This is a genomic window from Pseudomonas sp. IPO3778 (genome assembly GCF_013386825.1).
GTDB lineage: Bacteria > Pseudomonadota > Gammaproteobacteria > Pseudomonadales > Pseudomonadaceae > Aquipseudomonas.
The window spans coordinates 25,769-47,103 of record NZ_JACARC010000015.1; the positions used below are offsets into that span (position 1 = coordinate 25,769).

The 21,335-nt window shown below is 58.6% G+C and carries 29 protein-coding genes; 12 read left to right on the plus strand and 17 right to left on the minus strand.

Annotated features, from left to right (window positions below; all coding sequences use genetic code 11):
• Positions 1-22: 22 nt before the first annotated feature.
• The 5 genes from pheS to thrS form a co-directional block, all read right to left on the minus strand.
• The gene (gene pheS, locus HX855_RS05710; RefSeq protein ID WP_003219939.1) at positions 23-1,039 is read right to left on the minus strand and encodes a phenylalanine--tRNA ligase subunit alpha; all 1,017 of its coding nucleotides are present in this window, start codon (positions 1,037-1,039) and stop codon (positions 23-25) included.
• A 109-nt stretch (positions 1,040-1,148) separates the two neighbouring features.
• Positions 1,149-1,505: a 50S ribosomal protein L20 gene (gene rplT, locus HX855_RS05715; RefSeq protein ID WP_003219940.1), complete on the minus strand. Its 357-nt coding sequence runs from the start codon at positions 1,503-1,505 to the stop codon at positions 1,149-1,151.
• 28 nt (positions 1,506-1,533) lie between these two features.
• Positions 1,534-1,728, minus strand: coding sequence for a 50S ribosomal protein L35 (gene rpmI, locus HX855_RS05720; protein ID WP_002553160.1), 195 nt, complete (start codon positions 1,726-1,728; stop codon positions 1,534-1,536).
• A gap of 59 nt (positions 1,729-1,787) precedes the next feature.
• The gene (gene infC / locus HX855_RS05725) at positions 1,788-2,339 is read right to left on the minus strand and encodes a translation initiation factor IF-3 (RefSeq protein ID WP_169875357.1); all 552 of its coding nucleotides are present in this window, start codon (positions 2,337-2,339) and stop codon (positions 1,788-1,790) included.
• Positions 2,339-4,261 (minus strand): threonine--tRNA ligase, encoded by a 1,923-nt coding sequence (gene thrS, locus HX855_RS05730; RefSeq protein WP_177087821.1) that lies wholly within the window; start codon positions 4,259-4,261, stop codon positions 2,339-2,341. The genes infC and thrS overlap by 1 nt, the downstream gene beginning before the upstream one ends.
• Positions 4,262-4,625: 364 nt before the next feature.
• Here thrS and HX855_RS05735 point away from each other — a divergent pair, with 364 nt between their 5' ends.
• A complete protein-coding gene (locus HX855_RS05735) occupies positions 4,626-4,940 on the plus strand; it encodes a hypothetical protein (protein ID WP_177087866.1) in 315 nt (104 codons plus the stop codon).
• Positions 4,941-5,229: 289 nt separating this feature from the next.
• A complete protein-coding gene (locus HX855_RS05740) occupies positions 5,230-5,442 on the plus strand; it encodes a cold-shock protein (protein WP_003179963.1) in 213 nt (70 codons plus the stop codon).
• Positions 5,443-5,515: 73 nt separating this feature from the next.
• On the opposite strand, the gene HX855_RS05745 is transcribed toward HX855_RS05740, so the two are convergent.
• Both HX855_RS05745 and HX855_RS05750 read right to left on the minus strand, forming a co-directional pair.
• Positions 5,516-5,836: an I78 family peptidase inhibitor gene (locus tag HX855_RS05745; protein ID WP_177087819.1), complete on the minus strand. Its 321-nt coding sequence runs from the start codon at positions 5,834-5,836 to the stop codon at positions 5,516-5,518.
• A gap of 147 nt (positions 5,837-5,983) precedes the next feature.
• Positions 5,984-6,289: a hypothetical protein gene (locus HX855_RS05750; protein WP_177087817.1), complete on the minus strand. Its 306-nt coding sequence runs from the start codon at positions 6,287-6,289 to the stop codon at positions 5,984-5,986.
• A gap of 146 nt (positions 6,290-6,435) precedes the next feature.
• Between HX855_RS05750 and HX855_RS05755 the strand changes: the two genes are divergently transcribed.
• Positions 6,436-6,648 carry a hypothetical protein gene (locus HX855_RS05755; protein ID WP_010175634.1) on the plus strand — a complete coding sequence of 71 codons (213 nt, stop codon included), beginning with the start codon at positions 6,436-6,438 and terminating at the stop codon, positions 6,646-6,648.
• A 33-nt stretch (positions 6,649-6,681) separates the two neighbouring features.
• On the opposite strand, the gene HX855_RS05760 is transcribed toward HX855_RS05755, so the two are convergent.
• Genes HX855_RS05760 through HX855_RS05790 form a run of 7 tightly spaced genes read right to left on the minus strand, consistent with a single transcriptional unit; the run spans position 6,682 to position 13,650 of the window.
• On the minus strand, positions 6,682-7,710 hold the full coding sequence (locus tag HX855_RS05760; protein ID WP_177087815.1) for a nucleoside hydrolase: 1,029 nt from the start codon (positions 7,708-7,710) through the stop codon (positions 6,682-6,684).
• Between the two features lie 26 nt (positions 7,711-7,736).
• Positions 7,737-8,141, minus strand: a complete 405-nt coding sequence (rbsD, locus tag HX855_RS05765) for a D-ribose pyranase (RefSeq protein ID WP_177087813.1) — start codon at positions 8,139-8,141, stop codon at positions 7,737-7,739.
• Positions 8,138-9,055, minus strand: coding sequence for a ribokinase (gene rbsK / locus HX855_RS05770; protein ID WP_177087810.1), 918 nt, complete (start codon positions 9,053-9,055; stop codon positions 8,138-8,140). The genes rbsD and rbsK overlap by 4 nt, the downstream gene beginning before the upstream one ends.
• A 23-nt stretch (positions 9,056-9,078) precedes the next feature.
• Positions 9,079-10,101 carry a LacI family DNA-binding transcriptional regulator gene (locus tag HX855_RS05775; protein ID WP_177087808.1) on the minus strand — a complete coding sequence of 341 codons (1,023 nt, stop codon included), beginning with the start codon at positions 10,099-10,101 and terminating at the stop codon, positions 9,079-9,081.
• Between the two features lie 3 nt (positions 10,102-10,104).
• Positions 10,105-11,082: an ABC transporter permease gene (locus HX855_RS05780; protein ID WP_177087806.1), complete on the minus strand. Its 978-nt coding sequence runs from the start codon at positions 11,080-11,082 to the stop codon at positions 10,105-10,107.
• Complete coding sequence (locus HX855_RS05785) at positions 11,079-12,632, minus strand: sugar ABC transporter ATP-binding protein (RefSeq protein ID WP_177087804.1); 1,554 nt, start codon at positions 12,630-12,632, stop codon at positions 11,079-11,081. Before HX855_RS05785 ends, HX855_RS05780 begins: the two co-directional genes overlap by 4 nt.
• A gap of 58 nt (positions 12,633-12,690) precedes the next feature.
• Complete coding sequence (locus HX855_RS05790; RefSeq protein ID WP_177087801.1) at positions 12,691-13,650, minus strand: sugar ABC transporter substrate-binding protein; 960 nt, start codon at positions 13,648-13,650, stop codon at positions 12,691-12,693.
• 567 nt (positions 13,651-14,217) lie between these two features.
• Between HX855_RS05790 and HX855_RS05795 the strand changes: the two genes are divergently transcribed.
• The 3 genes from HX855_RS05795 to HX855_RS05805 all read left to right on the plus strand — a co-directional run bounded on the left by HX855_RS05795 (position 14,218) and on the right by HX855_RS05805 (position 16,480).
• Positions 14,218-15,306, plus strand: coding sequence for an asparaginase (locus HX855_RS05795; protein ID WP_177087799.1), 1,089 nt, complete (start codon positions 14,218-14,220; stop codon positions 15,304-15,306).
• Between the two features lie 228 nt (positions 15,307-15,534).
• Positions 15,535-15,786 carry a DUF1654 domain-containing protein gene (locus HX855_RS05800; RefSeq protein ID WP_177087796.1) on the plus strand — a complete coding sequence of 84 codons (252 nt, stop codon included), beginning with the start codon at positions 15,535-15,537 and terminating at the stop codon, positions 15,784-15,786.
• A 4-nt stretch (positions 15,787-15,790) separates the two neighbouring features.
• Positions 15,791-16,480, plus strand: a complete 690-nt coding sequence (locus tag HX855_RS05805; protein ID WP_177087794.1) for an endonuclease — start codon at positions 15,791-15,793, stop codon at positions 16,478-16,480.
• Positions 16,481-16,524: 44 nt separating this feature from the next.
• Here the strand turns inward: HX855_RS05805 and HX855_RS05810 are convergent, their stop codons facing one another.
• A complete protein-coding gene (locus HX855_RS05810; protein WP_177087864.1) occupies positions 16,525-16,902 on the minus strand; it encodes an SPOR domain-containing protein in 378 nt (125 codons plus the stop codon).
• 263 nt (positions 16,903-17,165) lie between these two features.
• On the opposite strand from HX855_RS05810, the gene csrA reads away from it, so the two are divergent.
• On the plus strand, positions 17,166-17,360 hold the full coding sequence (gene csrA, locus HX855_RS05815; protein WP_003192511.1) for a carbon storage regulator CsrA: 195 nt from the start codon (positions 17,166-17,168) through the stop codon (positions 17,358-17,360).
• Between the two features lie 120 nt (positions 17,361-17,480).
• Here the strand turns inward: csrA and HX855_RS05820 are convergent, their stop codons facing one another.
• Positions 17,481-17,939: a DUF2214 family protein gene (locus HX855_RS05820; protein ID WP_177087791.1), complete on the minus strand. Its 459-nt coding sequence runs from the start codon at positions 17,937-17,939 to the stop codon at positions 17,481-17,483.
• Between the two features lie 170 nt (positions 17,940-18,109).
• On the opposite strand from HX855_RS05820, the gene HX855_RS05825 reads away from it, so the two are divergent.
• The 3 genes from HX855_RS05825 (at position 18,110) to HX855_RS05835 (ending at position 19,117) form a co-directional block, all read left to right on the plus strand.
• Positions 18,110-18,367, plus strand: a complete 258-nt coding sequence (locus tag HX855_RS05825; RefSeq protein ID WP_177087789.1) for a hypothetical protein — start codon at positions 18,110-18,112, stop codon at positions 18,365-18,367.
• 88 nt (positions 18,368-18,455) lie between these two features.
• Positions 18,456-18,707: a hypothetical protein gene (locus HX855_RS05830; protein WP_177087787.1), complete on the plus strand. Its 252-nt coding sequence runs from the start codon at positions 18,456-18,458 to the stop codon at positions 18,705-18,707.
• 95 nt (positions 18,708-18,802) lie between these two features.
• Entirely contained in the window at positions 18,803-19,117 is a 315-nt protein-coding gene (locus HX855_RS05835) for a hypothetical protein (protein ID WP_177087785.1), read from the plus strand.
• 15 nt (positions 19,118-19,132) lie between these two features.
• On the opposite strand, the gene HX855_RS05840 is transcribed toward HX855_RS05835, so the two are convergent.
• Positions 19,133-19,807: an HAD-IA family hydrolase gene (locus HX855_RS05840; RefSeq protein WP_177087783.1), complete on the minus strand. Its 675-nt coding sequence runs from the start codon at positions 19,805-19,807 to the stop codon at positions 19,133-19,135.
• 244 nt (positions 19,808-20,051) lie between these two features.
• Between HX855_RS05840 and HX855_RS05845 the strand changes: the two genes are divergently transcribed.
• Positions 20,052-20,303 (plus strand): phage infection protein, encoded by a 252-nt coding sequence (locus HX855_RS05845; protein WP_177087781.1) that lies wholly within the window; start codon positions 20,052-20,054, stop codon positions 20,301-20,303.
• Between the two features lie 169 nt (positions 20,304-20,472).
• Positions 20,473-21,243: an alpha/beta fold hydrolase gene (locus HX855_RS05850; RefSeq protein WP_177087779.1), complete on the plus strand. Its 771-nt coding sequence runs from the start codon at positions 20,473-20,475 to the stop codon at positions 21,241-21,243.
• Positions 21,244-21,335 lie beyond the last annotated feature (92 nt).

Consider the following 21,335-nt stretch of genomic DNA (forward strand, 5'->3'; position numbering starts at 1 on the left):
CTCTCCTAAAGATCCGTTACGACTAGCGAAATTGCGCGAGGAACCGCAAGTCGTTGTCGAAGAACAGACGCAAGTCGTTCACGCCGTAACGCAGCATGGCCAGACGCTCAACGCCCATGCCGAAGGCAAAGCCCGAGAATTCTTCCGGGTCGATCCCGGACATGCGCAGCACGTTGGGGTGAACCATGCCGCAACCCATCACTTCCAGCCAGCCGGTCTGTTTGCAGACGCGGCAGCCCTTACCGCTGCACATCACGCATTCCATGTCGACTTCAGCGGACGGCTCGGTGAACGGGAAGAACGAGGGACGGAAACGCACCGCCAGCTCTTTCTCGAAGAACACCCGCAGGAACTCTTCGATGGTGCCTTTGAGGTCGGCGAAGTTGATGTCGCGATCCACCAGCAGGCCTTCGACCTGATGGAACATCGGCGAGTGGGTGATATCGGAGTCGCTGCGGTACACACGGCCTGGGCAGACGATGCGGATCGGCGGCTTCTGCGATTCCATGGTGCGGACCTGTACCGGCGAGGTATGGGTGCGCAGCAGCATGTTCGCATTGAAATAGAAGGTGTCATGCATCGACCGGGCCGGGTGATGGCCTGGGATGTTGAGCGCCTCGAAGTTGTGGTAGTCGTCTTCGACCTCAGGGCCTTCGGCAATGCCGTAGCCGATGTGGGTGAAGAACTGCTCGATACGTTCCAGAGTCCGGGTAATCGGATGCAGGCCGCCCGAGGTCTGGCCACGGCCAGGCAGGGTCACGTCAATGGACTCGGCGGCGAGCTTGGCCGCAAGATCGGCCTCCTCGAGCGACGCCTTGCGCGCATTGAGAACCTCTGTAACACGCTCCTTGGCCACGTTGATCAGCGCACCGACTTGCGGACGCTCTTCAGCCGGCAAATTCCCCAGGGTCTTCATCACCTGAGTCAATTCACCCTTTTTGCCAAGGTAGTGAACCCGGATTTGCTCCAGGGCATTGATATCTTCTGCGCTTTGCACAGCCTCTAGTGCTTGAGAGACCAGCGCATCCAGGTTTTCCATGTACAGACTCCAGATACAAAATAGGGGAAGAGCTTGAAGGCTCTTCCCCTATTTAAGACGTTTAACACCTTGGGCCACGAAAGCGGCCCAAGGTGACTGTCGGGGGTACTTAAGCCAAGGTGGCTTTAGCTTTCTCGACAATCGCAGCAAACGCCGCTTTTTCGTTCACTGCCAGATCAGCCAGAACCTTACGGTCGATCTCGATGGACGCTTTCTTCAGGCCAGCAATGAAACGGCTGTAGGACAGACCGTTAACACGTGCACCGGCATTGATACGAGCGATCCACAGAGCGCGGAACTGACGTTTTTTCTGACGACGGTCACGGTAGGCGTATTGGCCAGCCTTGATAACCGCTTGCTTGGCAACACGGAATACGCGTGAACGCGCGCCGTAGTAGCCTTTAGCAAGTTTCAGAATTTTCTTGTGGCGCTTACGCGCCATGACGCCACGCTTTACACGAGCCATGAGTTACTTCCTCTATTCTTGACTAAAATTAACGAAGGCGCAGCATGCGCTCGACTTTTGCCACGTCAGACGGATGCAGCAAGCTGCTACCGCGCAGTTGACGCTTACGCTTGGTCGACATTTTAGTCAGGATGTGGCTCTTGAAAGCGTGCTTGTGCTTGATACCGTTAGCAGTTTTCAGAAACCGCTTAGCAGCACCACTTTTAGTTTTCATCTTTGGCATGTTCGGTACTCCGCATTCAGTTGATAAACATAATCAGAAGGCCTGCCGTGCCCTATTGATTACTTCTTCTTTTTCGGGGCGATGACCATAATAAGCTGGCGTCCTTCCATCTTAGGATGCTGTTCGACCGAACCGTACTCGAGCAGGTCAGCTTCAACCCGCTTGAGGAGTTCCATCCCCAGCTCCTGGTGGGCCATCTCACGGCCGCGGAATCGCAAGGATACCTTGGCCCTGTCCCCATCACTCAGGAAACGTACCAGGTTGCGCAGTTTTACCTGGTAATCCCCTTCCTCCGTCCCTGGACGAAACTTGATTTCTTTTACTTGAATCTGCTTCTGGTTCTTCTTCGCCGCGGCAATCTGCTTCTTCTTTTCGAAGATCGACTTGCCGTAGTCCATCACCCGGCAAACGGGCGGGATTGCGTCGGCGGAGATTTCCACCAGGTCCAATTTGGACTCTTCAGCAATACGAAGCGCTTCATCAATCGAGACGATGCCAATCTGCTCGCCGTCAGCGCCAATTAACCGAACCTCGCGTGCCGAGATATTCTCGTTGATCGGGGCTTTCGGTGCAGCTCGTTTATCTTGTCTCATTTCACGCTTAATAATAATTACTCCGAATCTGGGCGACCACGCCGGGAAACCGCTTGCGCGAGGAACTCAGCGAACTGGGCGACGGGCATCGAGCCCAGGTCAGCACCTTCACGAGTACGCACAGCGACAGTCTGCATCTCGACTTCCCGATCTCCGATAACCAAAAGATAGGGAACCTTGAGCAAAGTATGCTCGCGGATTTTAAAGCCGATCTTTTCATTTCTCAAGTCGGACTTGGCACGAAATCCGCTTTCATTGAGAGTTTTTTCAACTTCAGCGGCAAAATCTGCCTGTTTATCAGTGATATTCATGATCACTGCCTGGGTCGGAGCCAGCCACGCAGGGAATGCACCCTCGTAGTGCTCGATCAGGATCCCGACGAACCGTTCGAACGAACCGAGGATCGCCCGGTGCAGCATAACCGGGTGTTTACGGCTGTTGTCTTCGGAGACGTATTCGGCTCCCAGACGGATCGGCAGGTTAAAATCGAGCTGCAGGGTACCACACTGCCAGACGCGACCAAGGCAATCTTTCAGCGAGAACTCGATCTTCGGACCGTAGAACGCGCCCTCACCCGGTTGCAGGTCGTACGCAAGCCCCGCACTGTCCAGTGCTGCGGCCAGTGCAGCCTCGGCGCGATCCCACAGTTCGTCGGAGCCAACGCGTTTTTCCGGACGAGTGGACAGCTTCATTTCGACTTCGGTGAAGCCGAAATCGCGGTAAACGTCCATGGTCAACTTGATGAACGCAGCGGATTCAGCCTGCATCTGCTCTTCGGTGCAGAAGATGTGGGCGTCGTCCTGAGTGAAGCCGCGCACACGCATGATGCCGTGCAGCGCACCCGACGGCTCGTTACGGTGGCAGGCACCGAACTCGGCCAGACGCATCGGCAACTCGCGGTAGCTCTTCAGGCCCTGGTTGAACACCTGTACGTGGCACGGGCAGTTCATTGGCTTGATGGCGTAGTCGCGGTTTTCCGACTGGGTGGTGAACATGTTGTCGGCGTAGTTGGCCCAGTGCCCGGATTTCTCCCACAGGCTGCGGTCAACCACTTGCGGCGTCTTGATTTCCAGGTAGCCGTTGTCGCGCTGAACCTTGCGCATGTACTGCTCGAGCACCTGGTACAGGGTCCAGCCGTTCGGGTGCCAGAACACCATGCCCGGCGCTTCTTCCTGGAGGTGAAACAGGTTCAGGCGCTTGCCGATCTTGCGGTGGTCGCGTTTTTCGGCTTCTTCGATGCGCTGGATGTAGGCCGCCAGTTGCTTCTTGTCAGCCCAGGCCGTGCCGTAGATCCGCTGCAGTTGTTCATTCTTCGCGTCACCGCGCCAGTAGGCACCGGACAGCTTGGTCAGCTTGAACGACTTGAGGAAGCGTGTGTTCGGCACGTGCGGGCCGCGGCACATGTCGACGTATTCTTCGTGGTAATACAGGCCCATGGCCTGCTCGTCCGGCATGTCTTCCACCAGGCGCAGCTTGTAGTCTTCGCCGCGGGCGGTGAACACGTCGATCACTTCGGCACGCGGAGTGACTTTCTTGATGACGTCGTAATCTTTTTCGATCAGCGCGTGCATGCGCTGCTCGATGGCCGCCAGGTCGTCCGGGGTGAAAGGACGCTCGTAGGCGATGTCGTAATAGAAGCCTTCGTCGATGACCGGGCCGATGACCATCTTCGCGGTGGGGTACAGTTGCTTGACCGCATGGCCAATCAGGTGTGCGCAAGAGTGGCGAATGATCTCCAGCCCCTCTTGATCCTTGGGCGTGATGATTTGCAGGCTGGCATCAGTGGTGATCAGGTCGCTGGCGTCAACCAGCTTGCCGTCGACCTTGCCGGCCACGGTGGCCTTGGCCAGGCCGGCACCAATGGATGCGGCGACCTCGGCTACGGAAACCGAATGATCGAATGAACGTTGACTGCCGTCGGGAAGAGTAATAGTTGGCATGGCGCCTCCTCTCCTAGTGGTGACCCCTACCAAAGGTCACGTGGGTTGGGATGAGCCAGTACAAGATCCAATACCAGGCCGTTCAGTGATGAACGCCTGCCTTACAGCGGCAGGAGCCTTTCGGCCAACCGATAATCGAACCAGAGTGACTGGAGTTAAACAAAAAAGACCTTGGCAAGGCGGCAAAGTGCGCGCCGGAAAATAGCCAAGCGAAAGATGCTAGCACAGATGAACGGTCATGGCGTCGGCACCGCTTCACGAAACGAAAATTCCCGGCTTTTAGCGCCAAAAGTGAACTTGAACTGTACGGCGAGCCTCAAACACACCGAGAATCGCCGTTCGTCCACGACTCCAGGAGCATTTCATTATGCGTTTTACCTCGACTTTCGCCCTCGCTGCATCCCTGACCCTCATTTCCCTGGGCGCGCACGCCGCAGCCCCTTCGAACTGGCCTGCCGGTGCGCGAGACAGCTTCATCAAGGATTGCAGTTCGGCCGCCAGCCAGAGCGTTGATGCCAAAACCGCCAAAGATCATTGCGAATGTGGCGCGGACAAAATCAATGCCGAATTGAGCAGTGCCGAGATCAAGGAACTGATGACCAATCAGAACGCGGATCCTGCACTCAAGAACAAGGCCGTCGCGGCTATTTCGTCCTGCAAGGTCGTGAAGAAAAAGTAGTTTTTACGCCCCGCCGGACCGGCTAAATGACCGAAAAAAGCCCTGAAAACTGCCATTTCTCACAAATTACGCAGCTTTTACTGCTTTTTTTAACAGCTTATATTTCGCCTGAAAGCCCCGTAGATCGTGGCTTTCAGCCAACCCAAGCATGAAACACAACGCGATTGGTTAGCAAACAATGCCTTGGGGGGGCTCCCAAGCCGAACATTTCGACTATGATAGCTCGGTGTGCCCAGTTGGCCTGAGCAGCACAGCACTACTGAAAATATATGTTTCTTGGAGATACACCATGTCTAATCGCCAAACCGGCACCGTTAAATGGTTCAACGATGAAAAAGGCTTCGGCTTCATCACTCCTCAAGGTGGCGGTGACGACCTGTTCGTACACTTCAAAGCTATCGAAAGCGACGGTTTCAAAAGCCTGAAAGAAGGCCAAACCGTTTCCTTCGTGGCTGAGAAAGGCCAAAAGGGTATGCAAGCTGCACAGGTTCGCCCAGAGTAATTTCTGCGCTGATCTAAAAAACCCCGTCCATGTGACGGGGTTTTTTATGGCCTGGATAAAAGCCCTGTAGCGATTAGCCGCAATTGACCCGATTGATCACCAGGTTGTCATCGGTGTTGAGGTTCAGGCGATCGGAGCGGTACTCCAGGGTGACCATGTCGTCTGGCTTGAGAATGCGGGCGTTCTGCGCGCCGGCGCGGCTACGGGCCTGATCCAGCAGTTGCGGCGAAGCCTTCTGGCCGATTGCGAACTCGGCAGCCTTCGCCTCACAGCGGCTATGACCAGCATCGGTCACGGCAGTGTCTTTGGCTGGCTCAGAGGTACCCGGGGTGCTGCAACCCGTCAAGACCAGCGCAGCCAACAAAGTACCGAATGATGCGAGCTTCCAAGGCATGAAGCCTCCTTTGAGAAAAAATGGACAGAGATCGTGCGACCGTGGTTTGGCCGATTGGTTTCAGATTTGTCACAATTGGCCACGGGCCAGTCTGCCTGAGTCGGCGCTTGCCGCTGGCGAATCAATCGTCACCAGATATGAACGCACTCAGTAGATGTCGATGTAATCAAACGGCGGTTTCGGCCAGTTCTGCTTGAGCGCGTTGAAAATCTGCATCACCCACACTTCATCGCTGGCCGCGACGTTGCCAACATAACCGGAACCCGCCGCCCAGGTCTCCAGGCGGAACAGCAGGCCGTCGATATCAACACCGCCCACCACGCCCGAAGACATATAGGCAATGCCGGCTTTGGTAACGCGCAACTGGGTGTGAACGTTGTCACTGGCGGAGGCAAGCAGCTGCCTCACAGCGTCCAGCGTCAAGTTCTCGGGGTTATTCAAATCGATCTGCACGCGGTTTGCCCTGGCAATTAAACAGGCGGACAGTGTCGCACAGCCCTCCCCTCATGCCTAAGTAGCAGTGCCAAACACCGCGCAAAATGGTTAACTCCACACGCCAGATAAACGCACCAACCGCCTTTCAGCCTCGCGAGACACCCATGACCATCGTGACGATCCACGCCGACATCAAAGCCAAGTGGCCCCACGGGCAGAGTTCCTACAGCCCGGGCAGCCCGGAGGAGTTGGCTATCATCGGTATCGACCTGCTGGTCAAGGAGATGGGGACACAGGCCGCGCAGGCATTTATCGGCCAGGTATTCGAGAAATACCCGGCCGATCACATGGGGGCACCAGACCCCGAGCGCGAATAAGATCCGGCCGACGAACGCCGACCGGCAAACCGCTTACTTCAGTCGACCCAGACGTTCGGTCAGCAGATCGAAGAAGCCTTGGGCGTCGCCGTTTTCAACCCAGAACGCATTCTTCGGTTGTTTCAGGCCGTCGTACCAATCGACGATGGTCTGGCCGAAGGTCGGGCCTTCACGGCTGTCCACCACCACATTGACCTCACGGCCACTGAACAGCGAAGGCTTGAGCAGGTAGGCAATGACGGTAGCGTCATGCACCGGGCCACCCGGAATGCCGTAGTGCTCCATGTCGCCTTTGACGTATTCATTGAGAATGTCGCCCACCACCTTGCTCGCGTTGTTGTTCAACGCTGCGATTTGCTTCAGGCGCGCTTCGCTGGTCAGAACCTTGTGGGTCACGTCCAACGGCAGGTAAGTCAGCTTGACGCCGCTTTTGAGCACGATCTCCGCCGCGATCGGGTCCGCGAACAGGTTGAATTCGGCCACCGGCGTGATATTGCCGCCGTTGAAGTGCGCGCCGCCCATCACCACCACTTCCTTGATGCCTTGAGTGATCTCCGGTGCCTGGGTCAGTGCCAGCGCCAGGTTGGTCTGCGGGCCGAGCATGGCCAGGGTGATGCTGTGGGGCTTGGCGGTGCTGAGGGTCTTGATCAGGTAGTCAACGGCATTGCCTTCGGCCAGGCCTTTTTTGGGCTCATGCACCGTGACACCGGAGATGCCTTCCTTGCCATGGATGTTTTCGGCATAGATCGGCGTGCGCAGCATGGGTTTCGGCGCACCGGCGTACACCGGGATGTCTTCGCGCCCTGCCCACTCGCGGGCCAGTCGCGCGTTGCGGGAGGTCTTGTCCAGGCGCACGTTACCGGCAACGGTGGTCAACGCGCGGATCTTCAGCTCATCGGGCGAAGCCATGGCGAACAGCAAGGCAACCACGTCGTCGGCACCGGGGTCGGTGTCGATGATCAGGTCGATTTTTTCCGCGCCGTGGGCGCTTGCAGCGGTTAGCACGGACAAAAGCAGCACACTCCGGAACAGGTGTCGCAGGGTTTGGGTACCACGTTGCATGACGCACTCCTTGTCGTTGGGAAATTCTAAAACGTTACGCCGGAGACCAGCGCGATATTGCAGTAAGGCTGGCACTCGCCAGTGCGCACCACCGCCCTCGCCTTGCGGCTGAGCTGCTTGAATTCTTCGTGGCTGACCAGGCGGCGCTCGCCGAGGGCGGCCTGTTCGGTCAGGGTATTAAGGTCGGTCAGGGCCGGTGGCTGCTTGAGCAGGATTTCTTCCGCGAGCACATGGCTTTCCACCTGCATTTCGCTGAGCACGATGCGCAGGGTGCTGACGAAGTCCGGAATGCCTTTGGTCAGCGCCAGGTCGATCAGCTCGACACCCGGCGGCACCGGCAGGCCGGCATCACCGATCACCAGAATGTCGCCATGGCCAAGGGACGCGATCAGCCGCGACAACGCAATGTTGAGCAAGGGAGTCTTTTTCATGAGGGCACAAAACCTTGGACGTCATGCAATGTGGGAATGGAGGGTTGCGCACCGGCACGGGTCACGGACAGCGCGGCCGCTACCTGGCCAAAACGAATGGCCTGGGCCTCGCTCTTGCCGTTAGCCAGCGCCGCTGCAAAACCACCGACGAAGGTGTCACCGGCAGCGGTGGTATCGACCGCCTTGACCTTGGGCGCCACCAAGTGCTCAAAGCCTTGGCCATCGGCAAACAACGCACCCTCGGAACCGAGGGTAATGATGACTTTGCCGGCACCCGCCTTGATCAGACGCGTGGCGGCGACCTTGGCGCTTTCCAGGGAGTCGACCACCACGCCACTCAAGGCCGAGGCTTCGCTTTCATTGGGGATCAGGTAGTCGATGGCAGCGTACCAATCCTCCGGCAGCGGGCCGCTGGCCGGCGCCGGGTTAAGGATCACCGTCTTGCCCAGTTCGCGACCGCGCTTGAGGGCATGGCCGACGGTGTCCATCGGTGTTTCAAGCTGACAGACGATGACGTCGGCAGCCTGCAGCACACTGTCAACTGTCTGCAATTTGGCCGGGGTCAGCTCGCCATTGCTGCCGGCGACGATCACGATCGCATTCTGGCTGCTGTCATCCACCACGATCAGCGCCACACCGCTGGAGCCGTCGACAGTGCTGACGGCCTGGCAGTCGATACCTTCCACCACCAACGCATCGCGCAATTGCGCGCCATAGGCATCGGTGCCTACGCAGCCCACCATCGAGACCTCGGCCCCAAGGCGCGCCGACGCGACCGCCTGGTTCGCGCCCTTGCCACCCGGGACGGTGGAAAACGATTGGCCGATCAGGGTTTCACCGGCACGGGGCAGCCGGCTGGCCCGGGTGACCAGGTCCATGTTCAGGCTGCCTATTACCACTACTTTTGCTGGCATACATCAGTACTCATCAATTCGGTTCAGCGGTATTGGGCAAACACGCCGGTCAACGGCGCCGTCGACTCGCGCAAGACAATACTGGGCGTCACGATGCGTTGATCGATCGGCAGTTGGGGTGTCGCAATTCGTCGCAGTAAAAGCTCGGCGGCCATCTCTCCCAGTTGCAGGATCGACTGGCCCACGGTGGTCAGTGCCGGGTACACGTACTGGCTCATTTGAATATCGTCAAAGCCGATCACCGACAGCTCGCCGGGCACGCGGATATTGCGCTCGGCAGCCGCGCGCAATACGCCAAAACCGATCATGTCGTTGCCGGCAAAAATCGCGCTGGGGGGATTATCCGCCAGCAATTGCGCTGCAGCCGCGTAGCCACCGGTGCTGGTGAAATCACTCTCCAGCACACGGCCCGCGGGCACTTCAAGCCCCGCCTCGGCCAGGGCGCGGTAGTAACCGGCCATACGCATCTGCGCGACGCGAGTGCGGCTCGGGCCACCAATGCAGGCGATGTCGCGGTGGCCCAAATCCAGCAAGTGCCGGGTCGCCAGGTAAGCGCCCTGTTCGTGGTCGATGCGCACCAGGTCGACATCGATCCCGTCCAGCGCACGGTCGACGATGACCATGGGCGTGCGCACCGCTTTCAAGCCCGTCGCCAGGCCGCTGTCGTCGCCGCCCACCGATGTCACAATCAACCCGTCGATGCGCTTTTCCAGCAGCACCCTCAGGTAGCTGCGCTGCTTTTCGGCATTATCGTCGGAGTTGCAGAGGATCACGCAATAGCCGTTACGCTCGCAATAATCCTCGATGCCCCGGGCCAGCTCCGCAAAATACGGGTTGAGGCTATTGGGCACCAACAGGCCGATGGTCGCGGTGGTCTTGGCCTTCAGCGACCGCGCGACCGCGCTGGGCACATAGTCGAGCTGCTTGATGGCCGCCTCGACCTTGATCCGTACGTGCTCGCTGACCGGGCGCGTCTTGTTCACCACATGGGACACGGTGGTGTAGGAAATCCCCGCAAGCGCGGCCACATCCTTGATCGTTGCCATGGCTCAGGCTCGCCGACTGGCGCGCTGGCTGCGGTAAGTATCCAGCACCACCGCGATTACGATCACGGCACCGGTGATGATACGTTTGGTGGGTTCGGTGGCGCCAATCTGTGCCAGCCCCGCCGCCAATACCGAGATAATCAGTACGCCGAAGAACGTGCTGATCACCGAGCCACGCCCGCCCATCAGGCTGGTGCCGCCGATGACCACGGCAGCGATCACTTGCAGCTCCAGGCCGGAACCGGCGTTGGGATCGGCCGCTTCCAGGCGCGAAATCTGGAACAGTGCCGCCACGCCGGCCAGCAGGCCCATCAGGCTGAACACCAAAATCTTGTAGGGCTTTGGATTGATCCCGGCCAAGCGCACGGCCTCTTCGTTGGTACCGATGCCGATCAGGTAGCGACCGAACACGGTACGCGTCAGCACAAGCTGCGCGACGATGATCACCAGCAACGCGATGATGAACGAAGGCGAAATCCCGAAGGCCACCGGGTTGGACAGCCAGGCAAACGAATCACCGATGTACGCGGTGCGCGAGCCGGTCATTTGGTAGGCCACGCCGCGGGCCATTTCCAGCACGCCGAGGGACACGATGAACGACGGGATGCGCCAGGCCACGGTGATCGAACCGGTAATGGTCCCGGCCAACGCGGCGCAGCCCATGCCCAGCACAGCCGCCGGCAATACACTCCAGCCCCAGCCGAGAATGGCCACGCTGACCGCCGACGCAGCCAGGGCCAGTACCGAACCCACCGACAGGTCGATGCCGCCGATGATCAGCACGAACGTCATGCCGACCGCCAACACCATCAGATCGGGAATCTGGTTGGCCAAGGTGCTGAAGGTGTCGTACGAGAGGAAGTGGTCACTCAGGAACGAGAACAACGCAATCATCGCCAGCAACGCACCGGCCAGGCCCAGATAGGTACCCAGGCCATAGAAGTTGCCGCCACGTTTTGCGGGTGAGGAAGTGGTTTTCATGGGGTATTCCTAGGCGCTGCATCGTTGAGCAGCGCATCACGTTTCTGATAGCCGGCAAATGCGGCCGCAAGCAATTCGTCCTGGGTCCAGCTGTCACGCTCGAAGGTCTCGATCAGGCGCCCGGCGGAGAGCACGCCGATGCGGTCGCAGATCAGCATCAACTCACGCAGGTCGCTGGACACCACCACCAGCGCCTTGCCCTGACGGGTCAGGTCGCCGAGCAAGGCATAGATATCGAACTTGGCGCCGACGTCGATGCCTCGGGTAGGCTCATCGAACAGCATCACCGCACAATCGCGCTCCAGCCAGCGGCCGATCACCACCTTCTGCTGGTTACCGCCCGACAGCTCAGACACCAGCTGTGCCGTGCTGGAACTGCGGATGCGCATGGCGTCGACCTGGCGTTTGGCCAAGGCCGTTTCGTCGCGGCTGTTCACCAGGCCGGCGCTGGACACTTTCGGCATGTTGCCCAGGGCGATATTGGCGCCGATGGATTGAGTCAACAGCAAGCCTTCGCCTTTACGGTCCTCGGTGATCAGGGCAATGCCATGACCCACCGCGTCAACCGGGGAGCGAATGCTGACGACCTGGGCGGGCGTGCCCAGGGCCACGGTGCCACTGTCGGCCAGGTCGGCACCGAAGATCAGGCGCAGCAACTCTGTACGGCCAGCACCGATCAGCCCGGAGATGCCGTAGATTTCACCGGCACGCACTTCAAAGGACACGTCGCGGACCTTGTCCGAGCGGGTCAGGCCTTTTACCGTCAGCAGCGGCGCGCCGATAGTGCGCGGGCCCAGGTCGATTTTCTCGCCCAGTTCGCGGCCCACCATCAACGTGACCAACTGCTCACTGTTGTAGTTGGCCATCGGCTCGACACACACCAGCTTGCCGTCACGCAATACCGCAATGCGCTGGGCGACGCGGGCCAGTTCTTCGAGCCGGTGGGAAATATAGATGATCGCCACGCCCCGGGCTTGCAGGCGGGTGATTTGTTCAAACAGCATCTCCACTTCCCGGGCAGTCAACATCGCCGTGGGTTCGTCGAGGATCAATACGTGACAATCGCCAATCAGGTTGCGGGCGATTTCGACCATCTGCTGGTGGCCGATGCCGAGGCTGCCGACCAGGGTGTCCGGGTCGATGGCATCCAGGCCCACCTGGGCCATGGCTTCAATCGCGGCCTTGCGCAGTTGCTTGCGGCTGATCCAGCCACCGTGGCTGGGCAGGTTATCAAGGAACAGGTTTTCGGCAACCGTCAGGGTCGGCAGCAGGTTGAGTTCCTGCATGACCATGCGGACCCCCTGCTCTTCAGCCTGGGTGCGGCTGGCCGGCGTGTAGGCCTGGCCATTGAACTGCATCTGGCCGTCGGTCGGCGTGACCAGCCCGCCGATGATCTTCGACAGGGTGCTTTTCCCCGCGCCATTCTCACCGGTCAGCGCCAACACCTCCCCACGATTGAGCGTCAGGGTGATGTCGGATAGAACCGGTTGGGCATAGGTCTTGCCGATACCGCTGACCGAGAGGACAGCGTTCGGTGCGGAAGATGACATAGGAACGTCTCCAGGCGTCCGCTCGGGGTGAGCGGACGCTGTTTTGTGCTGCCGGGGATTACTTCTTGAGGATGAGTTCGACCGGGGTTTCGATCATGCCATCCACGGCATCGACTTTTTCACCCTTGACCAGCTTCAGAGCGTTCTGGATACCGAAAACGGCTTGCTGGGCAGCGGCCTGGTCGGCGGTGGCCAGGACACGGCCGTCCTGAAGCATCGGCTTGATCGCTTCGATGTTGTCGTAGCCCACCACGAGCACCTTGCCTGCCTTGCCGGCGCCACGCACAGCGGACACTGCGCCCAGTGCCATGTTGTCGTTACCGGCCAACAGCGCCTTGATGTTCGGGTTTGCCTGGAGCATCGCAGCGGCAATCGCGTTGCCCTTGTCGATTTCCCACTCGCCGGACTGGGTGGAAACGATCTTCATGCCGGCGGCATCCATCGCGTCCTTGAAGCCAGCGGTGCGCTGCTGGGCGTTGGTGGTGGTGGACACCCCTTCGATGATCCCAACCTCGTCACCCTTGGTGAGGTGCTTGGCGAGTTCTTCACCCACCAGGCGCGCGCCCTTGCGGTTGTCGGGGCCCACGAACGGGATATTCAGGGACTTGCTTTTGAGAACGTCCACATCAAGACGGTTGTCGATGTTGACGATCTTGATGCCCTTGTCCGAGGCCTTTTTCAGCACGGTGACTAAGGCTTTCGAATCGGCGGGAGCAATGACGATGGCGTCAACCTTGGACAAGATCATCTGATTGACGATATCAATCTGCGCCGAGGTATCGGTTTCGTTCTTGATCCCGTTGGTGATCATGTCGAAGTCGGCGGAGTGAGCCTTCTGATAGGCCTTGGCACCGTCTTGCATGGTGACGAAGAACTCATTGGCGAGGGATTTCATGACCAGGCCGACCTTGGGTTTGGCGGCGGTCTCGGCAGCAAATGCAGAGGAAAGAGGCAGGGCAGCGGATGCGGCAGCAAGCACAGCGACAGCAAGAAGACGTCCGGCAAATGGCAGCTTCATGGGTTCACTCCGATCTTATGATTATTGTGAGCAACGCTTGCACCGAAGAACGCTTCGGCAGCCATCCCACCCGGGCGACTGATACGAGCTTTCACGACACTCAAGGAGCTACCCGTGAAACATCTCGCAAACGTTTGCGTTAGATCAAACTATGAGAAGCTTGTCGAGATTTGTCAACGGGAGAAAACAGCCTTTTGATGAATTCGCTCTGCGCCCTGCCCTGGCGTCCATGGGGTGCCCTCCTTAAACATCCGCGCGGATTGATCGTTCTCTGAAACGACAGGTCGCGTCGTGCCCCCACGTATTACACCACCCCTTTTCCGTCATCCTTTTCGGACAACCGAACATCAACCCTTCGTTTTGTTCGGAAAGCCGGACACACAACAAGAAACCCCGCCTGAAAATCAAATAAAAATAGATACAAATCAATAAGTTAAATTCTATTGAATAACAAAATACCGCTGGTACAAATCCTGCTCTTACTCAGCACCTCGTGGCGCTCAGAACCGCCCGGGTGTTTCTAGATGAACTTGCATCAGCACTCATCAAAAACTAGAGAGAAGAATAATGAAATCTGCGTTGAAAACTTTCGTCCCGGGCGCGTTAGCCCTCCTGCTGCTGTTCCCTGTTGCCGCTCAGTCAAAAGAAGCTGAAACCCAGCAAAAGCTGTCGAACGTGGTGATCCTCGCCACTGGCGGCACCATCGCCGGCGCTGGCGCCAGTGCGGCCAACAGTGCGACCTACCAGGCCGCCAAAGTCGGCATCGAACAATTGATCGCCGGTGTTCCTGAGCTTAGTCAGATCGCCAATGTTCGCGGCGAGCAAGTGTTGCAAATTGCCTCCGAAAGCATCACCAACGAAAACCTGCTGCAACTGGGTCGCCGCGTCGCCGAGCTGGCAGACAGCAAGGACGTCGACGGCATCGTGATCACCCACGGTACCGACACCCTGGAAGAGACCGCCTACTTCCTGAACCTGGTGGAAAAGACCGACAAGCCAATCGTCGTGGTCGGTTCGATGCGCCCAGGCACCGCCATGTCGGCAGACGGCATGCTCAACCTGTACAACGCCGTTGCCGTCGCCGGCAGCAAAGACGCCCGCGGCAAAGGCGTACTGGTGACCATGAATGACGAGATCCAATCGGGTCGCGACGTCAGCAAGATGATCAACATCAAGACTGAAGCGTTCAAGAGCCCATGGGGCCCGCTGGGCATGGTAGTTGAAGGCAAATCCTACTGGTTCCGCTTGCCCGCCAAGCGCCACACCATGAACTCGGAATTCGACATCAAGACCATCAAAAGCCTGCCGGATGTCGAGATCGCCTACTCCTACGGCAACGTCAGCGACACCGCCTACAAAGCCCTGGCCCAGGCCGGCGCAAAAGCCATTATCCACGCCGGTACCGGCAATGGTTCGGTGTCGTCCAAGGTGGTGCCGGCGCTGCAGGAACTGCGCAAGCAAGGCGTACAGATCATTCGCTCTTCCCACGTGAATGCCGGCGGTTTCGTTCTGCGTAACGCCGAGCAGCCTGACGACAAATACGACTGGGTGGTTGCCCACGACCTGAACCCGCAAAAAGCCCGCATCCTGGCCATGGTCGCCCTGACCAAGACTCAGGACAGCAAGGAACTGCAACGGATGTTCTGGGAATATTGATCGCTCCCTGGCCTGACCGGTAACGGTTGGGCTATCCCGCTCGTGGCGCACCGCGAGCGGGTCCAACACACCCCCGCTTTACCTCCGCACAAAAAAGCCTTGAAAAACAAAGCTGTCCTACAGCAACTTCGCAAAATTATTGTCAGAAGAATTTCATTAATTTAAGCAGTTGCGAAATTGCCCACAGTTAAATACTGTATGCACGTACAGCTTATTAAGGAATACTCCGTGGCAAAGTCCTCTTCCGCCGTAGCGACAGCACCTGATGCTTACGAACGCCTGGCCGTTCGCGTGCAAAAAATCATTAATTCCACCAATGCCCAAAAGAATAAGGCGGCGTTGATTTTTCGATTGCCGGAGGAACCGGAAGACGAGTGGGCACGACTACTGGAGGAAATTGCAGAGAACGATAACGTCACCCTCGCATATCGCGACGACGGTGGCGTGCAGATTTTCTGGGTTGTACCGAAGGAAGATTGAGTCAATGAGTGTTCGTTTTATCAGTATTTTGTTTCTGTTTTTTGCTGTCACCGCTCACGCCCAAGCCCCCAAGACGTTCAGTGAGGCCAAGAAAATCGCCTGGAAGCTTTATCAGCCGCAATCCACGGAGTTTTATTGCGGCTGCAAATACAACGGTAACCGGGTGGACCTGAAAGCCTGCGGCTATGTCCCGCGCAAGAACGCCAACCGAGCAGCGCGTATCGAGTGGGAGCACATTGTTCCGGCCTGGCAGATCGGCCATCAGCGCCAGTGCTGGCAGGACGGCGGGCGCAAGAACTGCACCCGCAAGGATGCTGTGTACAAGCGTGCCGAGGCGGACCTGCACAACCTGGTGCCAAGTATCGGCGAGGTCAATGGCGACCGTAATAACTTCAGTTTTGGCTGGTTGCCGGTACAAACCGGGCAATATGGATCGTGCCTGACCCAGGTGGACTTCAAGGCCAAGAAGGTCATGCCCCGCCCTTCCATACGCGGGATGATCGCCCGTACGTACTTCTATATGAGCAAGCAGTATGGCTTGCGGCTGTCGAAACAGGACCGACAGCTCTACGAAGCCTGGAACAAGACCTACCCGGTACAACCCTGGGAACGCCAGCGCAATCAAACCGTGGCGTGCGTGATGGGCCGCGGCAATGAGTTTGTCGGCCCGGTGAACTTGAAAGCCTGCGGGTAAAGGCAAAAAAGCGGGAGCGCCATCGCCTCCCGCTTGCCGGTTTCTTACTGCGCGACCTTGTGTTCGATAACCTCGGACACCGTGTCATTTTTCTTCGCAGTGGCCAGCTTCTCAGTCAACTGCACCTGCTTCGCCTCGGCCTCCGCCTTGGTGCTGAACGGGCCCAGAAGCACCTGATCCTTACCGTCTTCCTTCGTCAGATAGAAACTGAAACCGTGCTCCAGCAACCACGCGGTCAGGTCAGTTATCGCCTGCAGCTTGTGATCGGGCGGCCCCACCCATACATCCCACTCTTGAGAGGCAATCGCACCGACCGCAGGTTGGGCCGGAGCGGGCGCCTCGGCAACGGCGGGCCTGGCCTTGGGCGCATCGACACTTTTACCTTCACCGCAACCGGCCAATGCCAACACCGCAATTGCCATCGCTACTTTACGCACTACCCTGCTCCTTAGAAGATCAAAGAGGCGACTTTATCATTCACTGTCTATTCTGGCGGTCATAAACGTTGGCTTAAACAATGCGAATGATGTATCGCAGACCTGTATGATGGCGCCATGGGAATTAATGCCGCCTCTATGCGTCCTAAAAGAGGCAGCCACAGGGAAGCGCTTCGCAGTAAGCTACACACATCCGACATCTGCCCTGTCTGAAACATGTGTCCTTCAAAGCAATCAAGGAGAAGTCCATGCTGATACTCACCCGCAAAGTCGGTGAAAGCATAAACATCGGTGATGACATTACGATCACCATTCTGGGCGTTAGCGGCCAGCAAGTAAGAATCGGCATCAATGCTCCAAAGGACGTTGCCGTGCATCGCGAGGAGATCTACCAACGTATCCAGGCGGGTCTGACGGCTCCGGATAAAAACCAGACACCTTGAAGCGCCTCCAGTAGCCAGCCCTTTCGTTCACTGTAACGGCTGGCGAAAACCTCCTTTGGCCTGCTCACGGCTTACCGTGACCAGCGCGTCCTGTTCCCTCGTTCCAGCGCCAGGCCACTGTCATCCCAGGCCGACACCGCGCGCCATGCCACTCGCGGCAATCATCATCAGCACCACCAGCAGCGCCTGCACGTGACTGATGCGCGCAAAAAGTCCTGCCCGATGCACATCCACCTTCGTGCCATGGGCCAAGGCGATGCGCCATTTGATCAAGCGGATCATCGGGGCGAGTTCCAGTAACAAAATTAATACAAGCAGCGTCATCTTCACGTGAAACAACGGCTGGTGCAGGTAATAATCACTGCCCTTTTCGTAGCCGCCAAAGGCCCGCAGGCCACCGGTTACGACTAACACCAGGGCGCTGATTCCCCAGACAGTGTCCGCGATCAACACGCGGCGCACGGCAGACGGTTCAGTATCCACCAGGCTGCGCAAGGCTTTACCCCGGGCCAGTACGGCCGACAACGCCATGGCGAATGCCAGTAAATGGGTTGCTGCAAGAAACCATTGAACAAACATAAGGCGTACTCCCTTTTGTGTAACACATGGCAGGAACACTCCTCAGTAATAGCCGCAGGTCGCCTTCTGCGCATGAAACAGTCCGCGGGCAAAGGGAACTTGTTGAGTATCCCACAGCCAAAACTCGTGACAAATTTCCTACAGTCTGCAGCGCGCTCAGGAGCACGTTGATGAGGCAACCTGGCAAACAACCTTATTTATCCAAGTCCTGGATGATCGTCGCGTTGATCAGCCTTGCCTTTGTGGGGGTGGAGTACGGCCTGAGATTCGAAATCGAGAGCACGGGCAAAGCCCATTCCTGGCTGGACCTGGCACTGTTCCTCAGTGCGTACCTGTTCATCTTCTGTCTCAAGCCGATCCAGACAACTATTTACCGAAAACTGTGCCGACGTGCCCCCCGGCGTGATCGCCAGAAAGCCTCGTCCTGAAGCCTTTTGGATCCCATCGTCAAAAAATCAGGAACTATTCGGCCCTGCAACACCCATACGAATACCTTTAATTAAAAAGGCTATCGATATGGATATGAAGCAGAGTGTCGCCATCCTTCAGTCCTTGATCCTGCAACTGTCAGCGGACACCCCAAAGTGCTCGACGGAATTACAGGGCCAGCCCGACGATGTGCTCGCCGGCTTGCGCGAACTGTATTTGCTGCACTTGATCACCGGCACCTTCGTCAATGGCGATATTGTGGACCCGCTGGGCTGCCAATGGATCAGCGCCAGAAACATCTTGTTGACCCCGCGCGGCGTATCCCTGAAGCCACTTTGAAGCGCACTGCATCCGATATCAGATCGCCGGTATTTACAGCAACACGACACCACCTATGCTAGGGCATGCATGGTCACTGAAAGGTTGTGGCGCGGATGGACACTCTGAGTAAAGCTGAAATCGAAGCGGCACTGGCAGCGCGTCTGCCCAGTTACAAAATCATCTGTACCTTGCATGCCGATGGCACACTTTCCGCGATCCTCAGCGGCCCGGAAGCGGATCATTTTGCGGTGACCGGCATCGTCCGGGCGCACCATCGAGGGCCGGAGGCGATCGCCAGGCTCGCCAGCGAAATACTCAAGGAGATGGTGCTGTCTCGCCAGGGGATCAAGGGCAATCGCCTGCAGACTCTGGCTGAAAACGGCCCCACGGTTGAACCGCCCATTTACGAAGAAGGCCGATCCGGGTAACCGGGCCGGCCTTTTTCATGCCAGGCGCTGCAGGCTCAGCAGCCCGGCTTCGTCCACCTGGACCTGCAGGCGCTCGTACCCGGCAATCGTCGGATGCTCCGTGACCATGGGCGTAAGGTGTGTCGAGGTCACCACCATCACATCGGCCCCCGCCGCCTCGCCGGCGCGAATCCCCACGCTGGCATCCTCGAACACCAGGCAGTCCTGTACCGGCACGCCCAACCGTTGCGCGCCAAGCACGTAGCAGGCCGGATCCGGCTTGCCGCGGGCGACGTCTTCCGCCGTGACCAACACCGCCGGCGGGTTGATGCCGGCGGCCTGCATACGGCGCAGGGCCAGCGCCTTGGGCGCGGACGTCACCAACGCCCATTGATCACCGGGCAGCGCGTTGAGAAATTCAACCGCGCCGGCAATCGCCACCACCCCTTCTACGTCCTCGAGTTCAGCCTCGGTAATCCACTGCGCCTCCGCTGGCGCGTCCACGCCGGGCAGTGCCTGGCGGGTGATGGTATCGATGGCCCGGGCGCCATGGATGGTCTTGAGAAAGGCGTCGACATCCAACCCGTGGCGTTCAGCCCAGGTGGCCCATACACGCTCGGCGGCAGCGATGGAGTTCAGGAGGGTGCCGTCCATATCGAACAGGAACGCACGGTAACGGTTGGCGAATACAGCTGAATCGCGGGTGGACACTGCTCGGCTTCCTCTTGCTTTCGTCACCCGGTCTTGGGCGCTGACGAACCACTTGCCTGGTGCAATCTACGGATCGGTCCAAACGCTGTAAACCTTCCCGTGGTTTTGTATCGGACTGTATGGAAACCCTCCCCGGATACGCGAACCCGCATTTCACCACGCACGGGCACACATGGCGGATACACCCCGGCGATTAACTACAGCCACCAGCCAATCCGGCTGACTCACTCGCAGGAGCACCACCATGTTCAATTTCTCGAAAGCGTCGTCCCTGGTATTCGGCCTGGCTGTAGCCGCAGGGCTCGGGCTGGCATCCGTGGCGTCAGCCAACCCTCATGCCGCCGTGGTCAAGAGCCAACCGTCACACCTGCTCGTCGAGGGCGGAGCAGATCGCCTGCAACAAAACCGGGTCGCTGAAGGCGGTGCTGATCGCCTGCATGAACTCGGCCTGGCGGAAGGTGGCGCCGAACGCGTAAGAGAAGCCCGCACGGTGTAATGCATCACTGCCCCGCATTGAATCCGGGCAGCCTCCAGGCTGCCCGTTGCATTACAAACTTGTCATTAAGCTGTCAGTGTTGCCAGCACCCTCACTTCATACAGTGAAGTCGTCAGTCACCCACAACGGGTGACCAAACTTCCCACTGAAAATGAAGCGAGCCCGCCCCATGAAACATACAAGCAAACTCTGCCTGATCGCCGCCAGCCTGTTGATGCTGGGCACCGGCGCCGCCGTGGCCGGCCCGATTGCCCCGGTGAAAGCCAACAACGTGGTGCTGGTGCACGGCTCCTGGGCCGACGGCTCCAGCTGGGCCGAAGTGATCACCCGTCTGCAGGCGGCCGGCTTGCACGTGACCGCCGTACAGAACCCGCTGACGTCGGTGGCAGATGACGTCGCCGCCACCAACCGCGTACTCGATCAACAGGACGGTCCTACCGTGCTGGTCGGCCATTCCTACGCAGGTACGGTGGTCAGCGACGCGGGGGTCAACCCGAAAGTCAGCTCGCTGGTCTACGTCGCGGCCCGCGCCCCGGATGCCGGTGAAGATTTCGTCGCCCTGTCCGCCAAGTTCCCGACCACGCCGGTGCGCGCGGGTGTGGTGGAGCACGACGGCTACCTGACCCTGAACCAGGACGCCTTCCTCAAGTACTTCGCCGCCGACGTGCCCCGCGCCAAGGCGATGGAGTTGTACGCCGTGCAACAACCGATCGCCAAAACCCTGTTCAGCGGCCGCACCGTCAACGCCGCGTGGCACACCAAGCCATCCTGGTATGCGGTGTCCAGCAATGACCAGACCATCAACCCCGACTTTGAACGCTTCCTGGCCAAGCGCATGAACGCCACCACCATCGAGGTGCCGTCGAGCCACTTGTCGCTGGTGTCCCACGCCAAGGAAATCACCGACCTGATCCTCGAAGCGTCCGGCCGCCAGCCTTAAGCCCTTCATTACAACCTTGTCATCATCCTGTTGGTTGGCTGTTTGTGTCCCCTGGTTACTGTGAACTCACTGCCAGATACCGGCAGCCAACC

Coding starts and splice junctions, on each gene's coding strand:
- pheS (WP_003219939.1), bottom strand. CDS start 1,039: ATGGAAAACCTGGATGCGCTGGTCTCTCAAGCACTAGAGGCTGTGCAA.
- rplT (WP_003219940.1), bottom strand. CDS start 1,505: ATGGCTCGTGTAAAGCGTGGCGTCATGGCGCGTAAGCGCCACAAGAAA.
- rpmI (WP_002553160.1), bottom strand. CDS start 1,728: ATGCCAAAGATGAAAACTAAAAGTGGTGCTGCTAAGCGGTTTCTGAAA.
- thrS (WP_177087821.1), bottom strand. CDS start 4,261: ATGCCAACTATTACTCTTCCCGACGGCAGTCAACGTTCATTCGATCAT.
- HX855_RS05740 (WP_003179963.1), top strand. CDS start 5,230: ATGTCTAATCGCCAAACCGGCACCGTTAAATGGTTCAACGATGAAAAA.
- HX855_RS05745 (WP_177087819.1), bottom strand. CDS start 5,836: ATGCCTTGGAAGCTCGCATCATTCGGTACTTTGTTGGCTGCGCTGGTC.
- HX855_RS05755 (WP_010175634.1), top strand. CDS start 6,436: ATGACCATCGTGACGATCCACGCCGACATCAAAGCCAAGTGGCCCCAC.
- HX855_RS05760 (WP_177087815.1), bottom strand. CDS start 7,710: ATGCAACGTGGTACCCAAACCCTGCGACACCTGTTCCGGAGTGTGCTG.
- rbsD (WP_177087813.1), bottom strand. CDS start 8,141: ATGAAAAAGACTCCCTTGCTCAACATTGCGTTGTCGCGGCTGATCGCG.
- rbsK (WP_177087810.1), bottom strand. CDS start 9,055: ATGCCAGCAAAAGTAGTGGTAATAGGCAGCCTGAACATGGACCTGGTC.
- HX855_RS05775 (WP_177087808.1), bottom strand. CDS start 10,101: ATGGCAACGATCAAGGATGTGGCCGCGCTTGCGGGGATTTCCTACACC.
- HX855_RS05780 (WP_177087806.1), bottom strand. CDS start 11,082: ATGAAAACCACTTCCTCACCCGCAAAACGTGGCGGCAACTTCTATGGC.
- HX855_RS05785 (WP_177087804.1), bottom strand. CDS start 12,632: ATGTCATCTTCCGCACCGAACGCTGTCCTCTCGGTCAGCGGTATCGGC.
- HX855_RS05790 (WP_177087801.1), bottom strand. CDS start 13,650: ATGAAGCTGCCATTTGCCGGACGTCTTCTTGCTGTCGCTGTGCTTGCT.
- HX855_RS05795 (WP_177087799.1), top strand. CDS start 14,218: ATGAAATCTGCGTTGAAAACTTTCGTCCCGGGCGCGTTAGCCCTCCTG.
- HX855_RS05805 (WP_177087794.1), top strand. CDS start 15,791: ATGAGTGTTCGTTTTATCAGTATTTTGTTTCTGTTTTTTGCTGTCACC.
- HX855_RS05810 (WP_177087864.1), bottom strand. CDS start 16,902: ATGGCAATTGCGGTGTTGGCATTGGCCGGTTGCGGTGAAGGTAAAAGT.
- csrA (WP_003192511.1), top strand. CDS start 17,166: ATGCTGATACTCACCCGCAAAGTCGGTGAAAGCATAAACATCGGTGAT.
- HX855_RS05820 (WP_177087791.1), bottom strand. CDS start 17,939: ATGTTTGTTCAATGGTTTCTTGCAGCAACCCATTTACTGGCATTCGCC.
- HX855_RS05825 (WP_177087789.1), top strand. CDS start 18,110: ATGAGGCAACCTGGCAAACAACCTTATTTATCCAAGTCCTGGATGATC.
- HX855_RS05830 (WP_177087787.1), top strand. CDS start 18,456: ATGGATATGAAGCAGAGTGTCGCCATCCTTCAGTCCTTGATCCTGCAA.
- HX855_RS05835 (WP_177087785.1), top strand. CDS start 18,803: ATGGACACTCTGAGTAAAGCTGAAATCGAAGCGGCACTGGCAGCGCGT.
- HX855_RS05845 (WP_177087781.1), top strand. CDS start 20,052: ATGTTCAATTTCTCGAAAGCGTCGTCCCTGGTATTCGGCCTGGCTGTA.
- HX855_RS05850 (WP_177087779.1), top strand. CDS start 20,473: ATGAAACATACAAGCAAACTCTGCCTGATCGCCGCCAGCCTGTTGATG.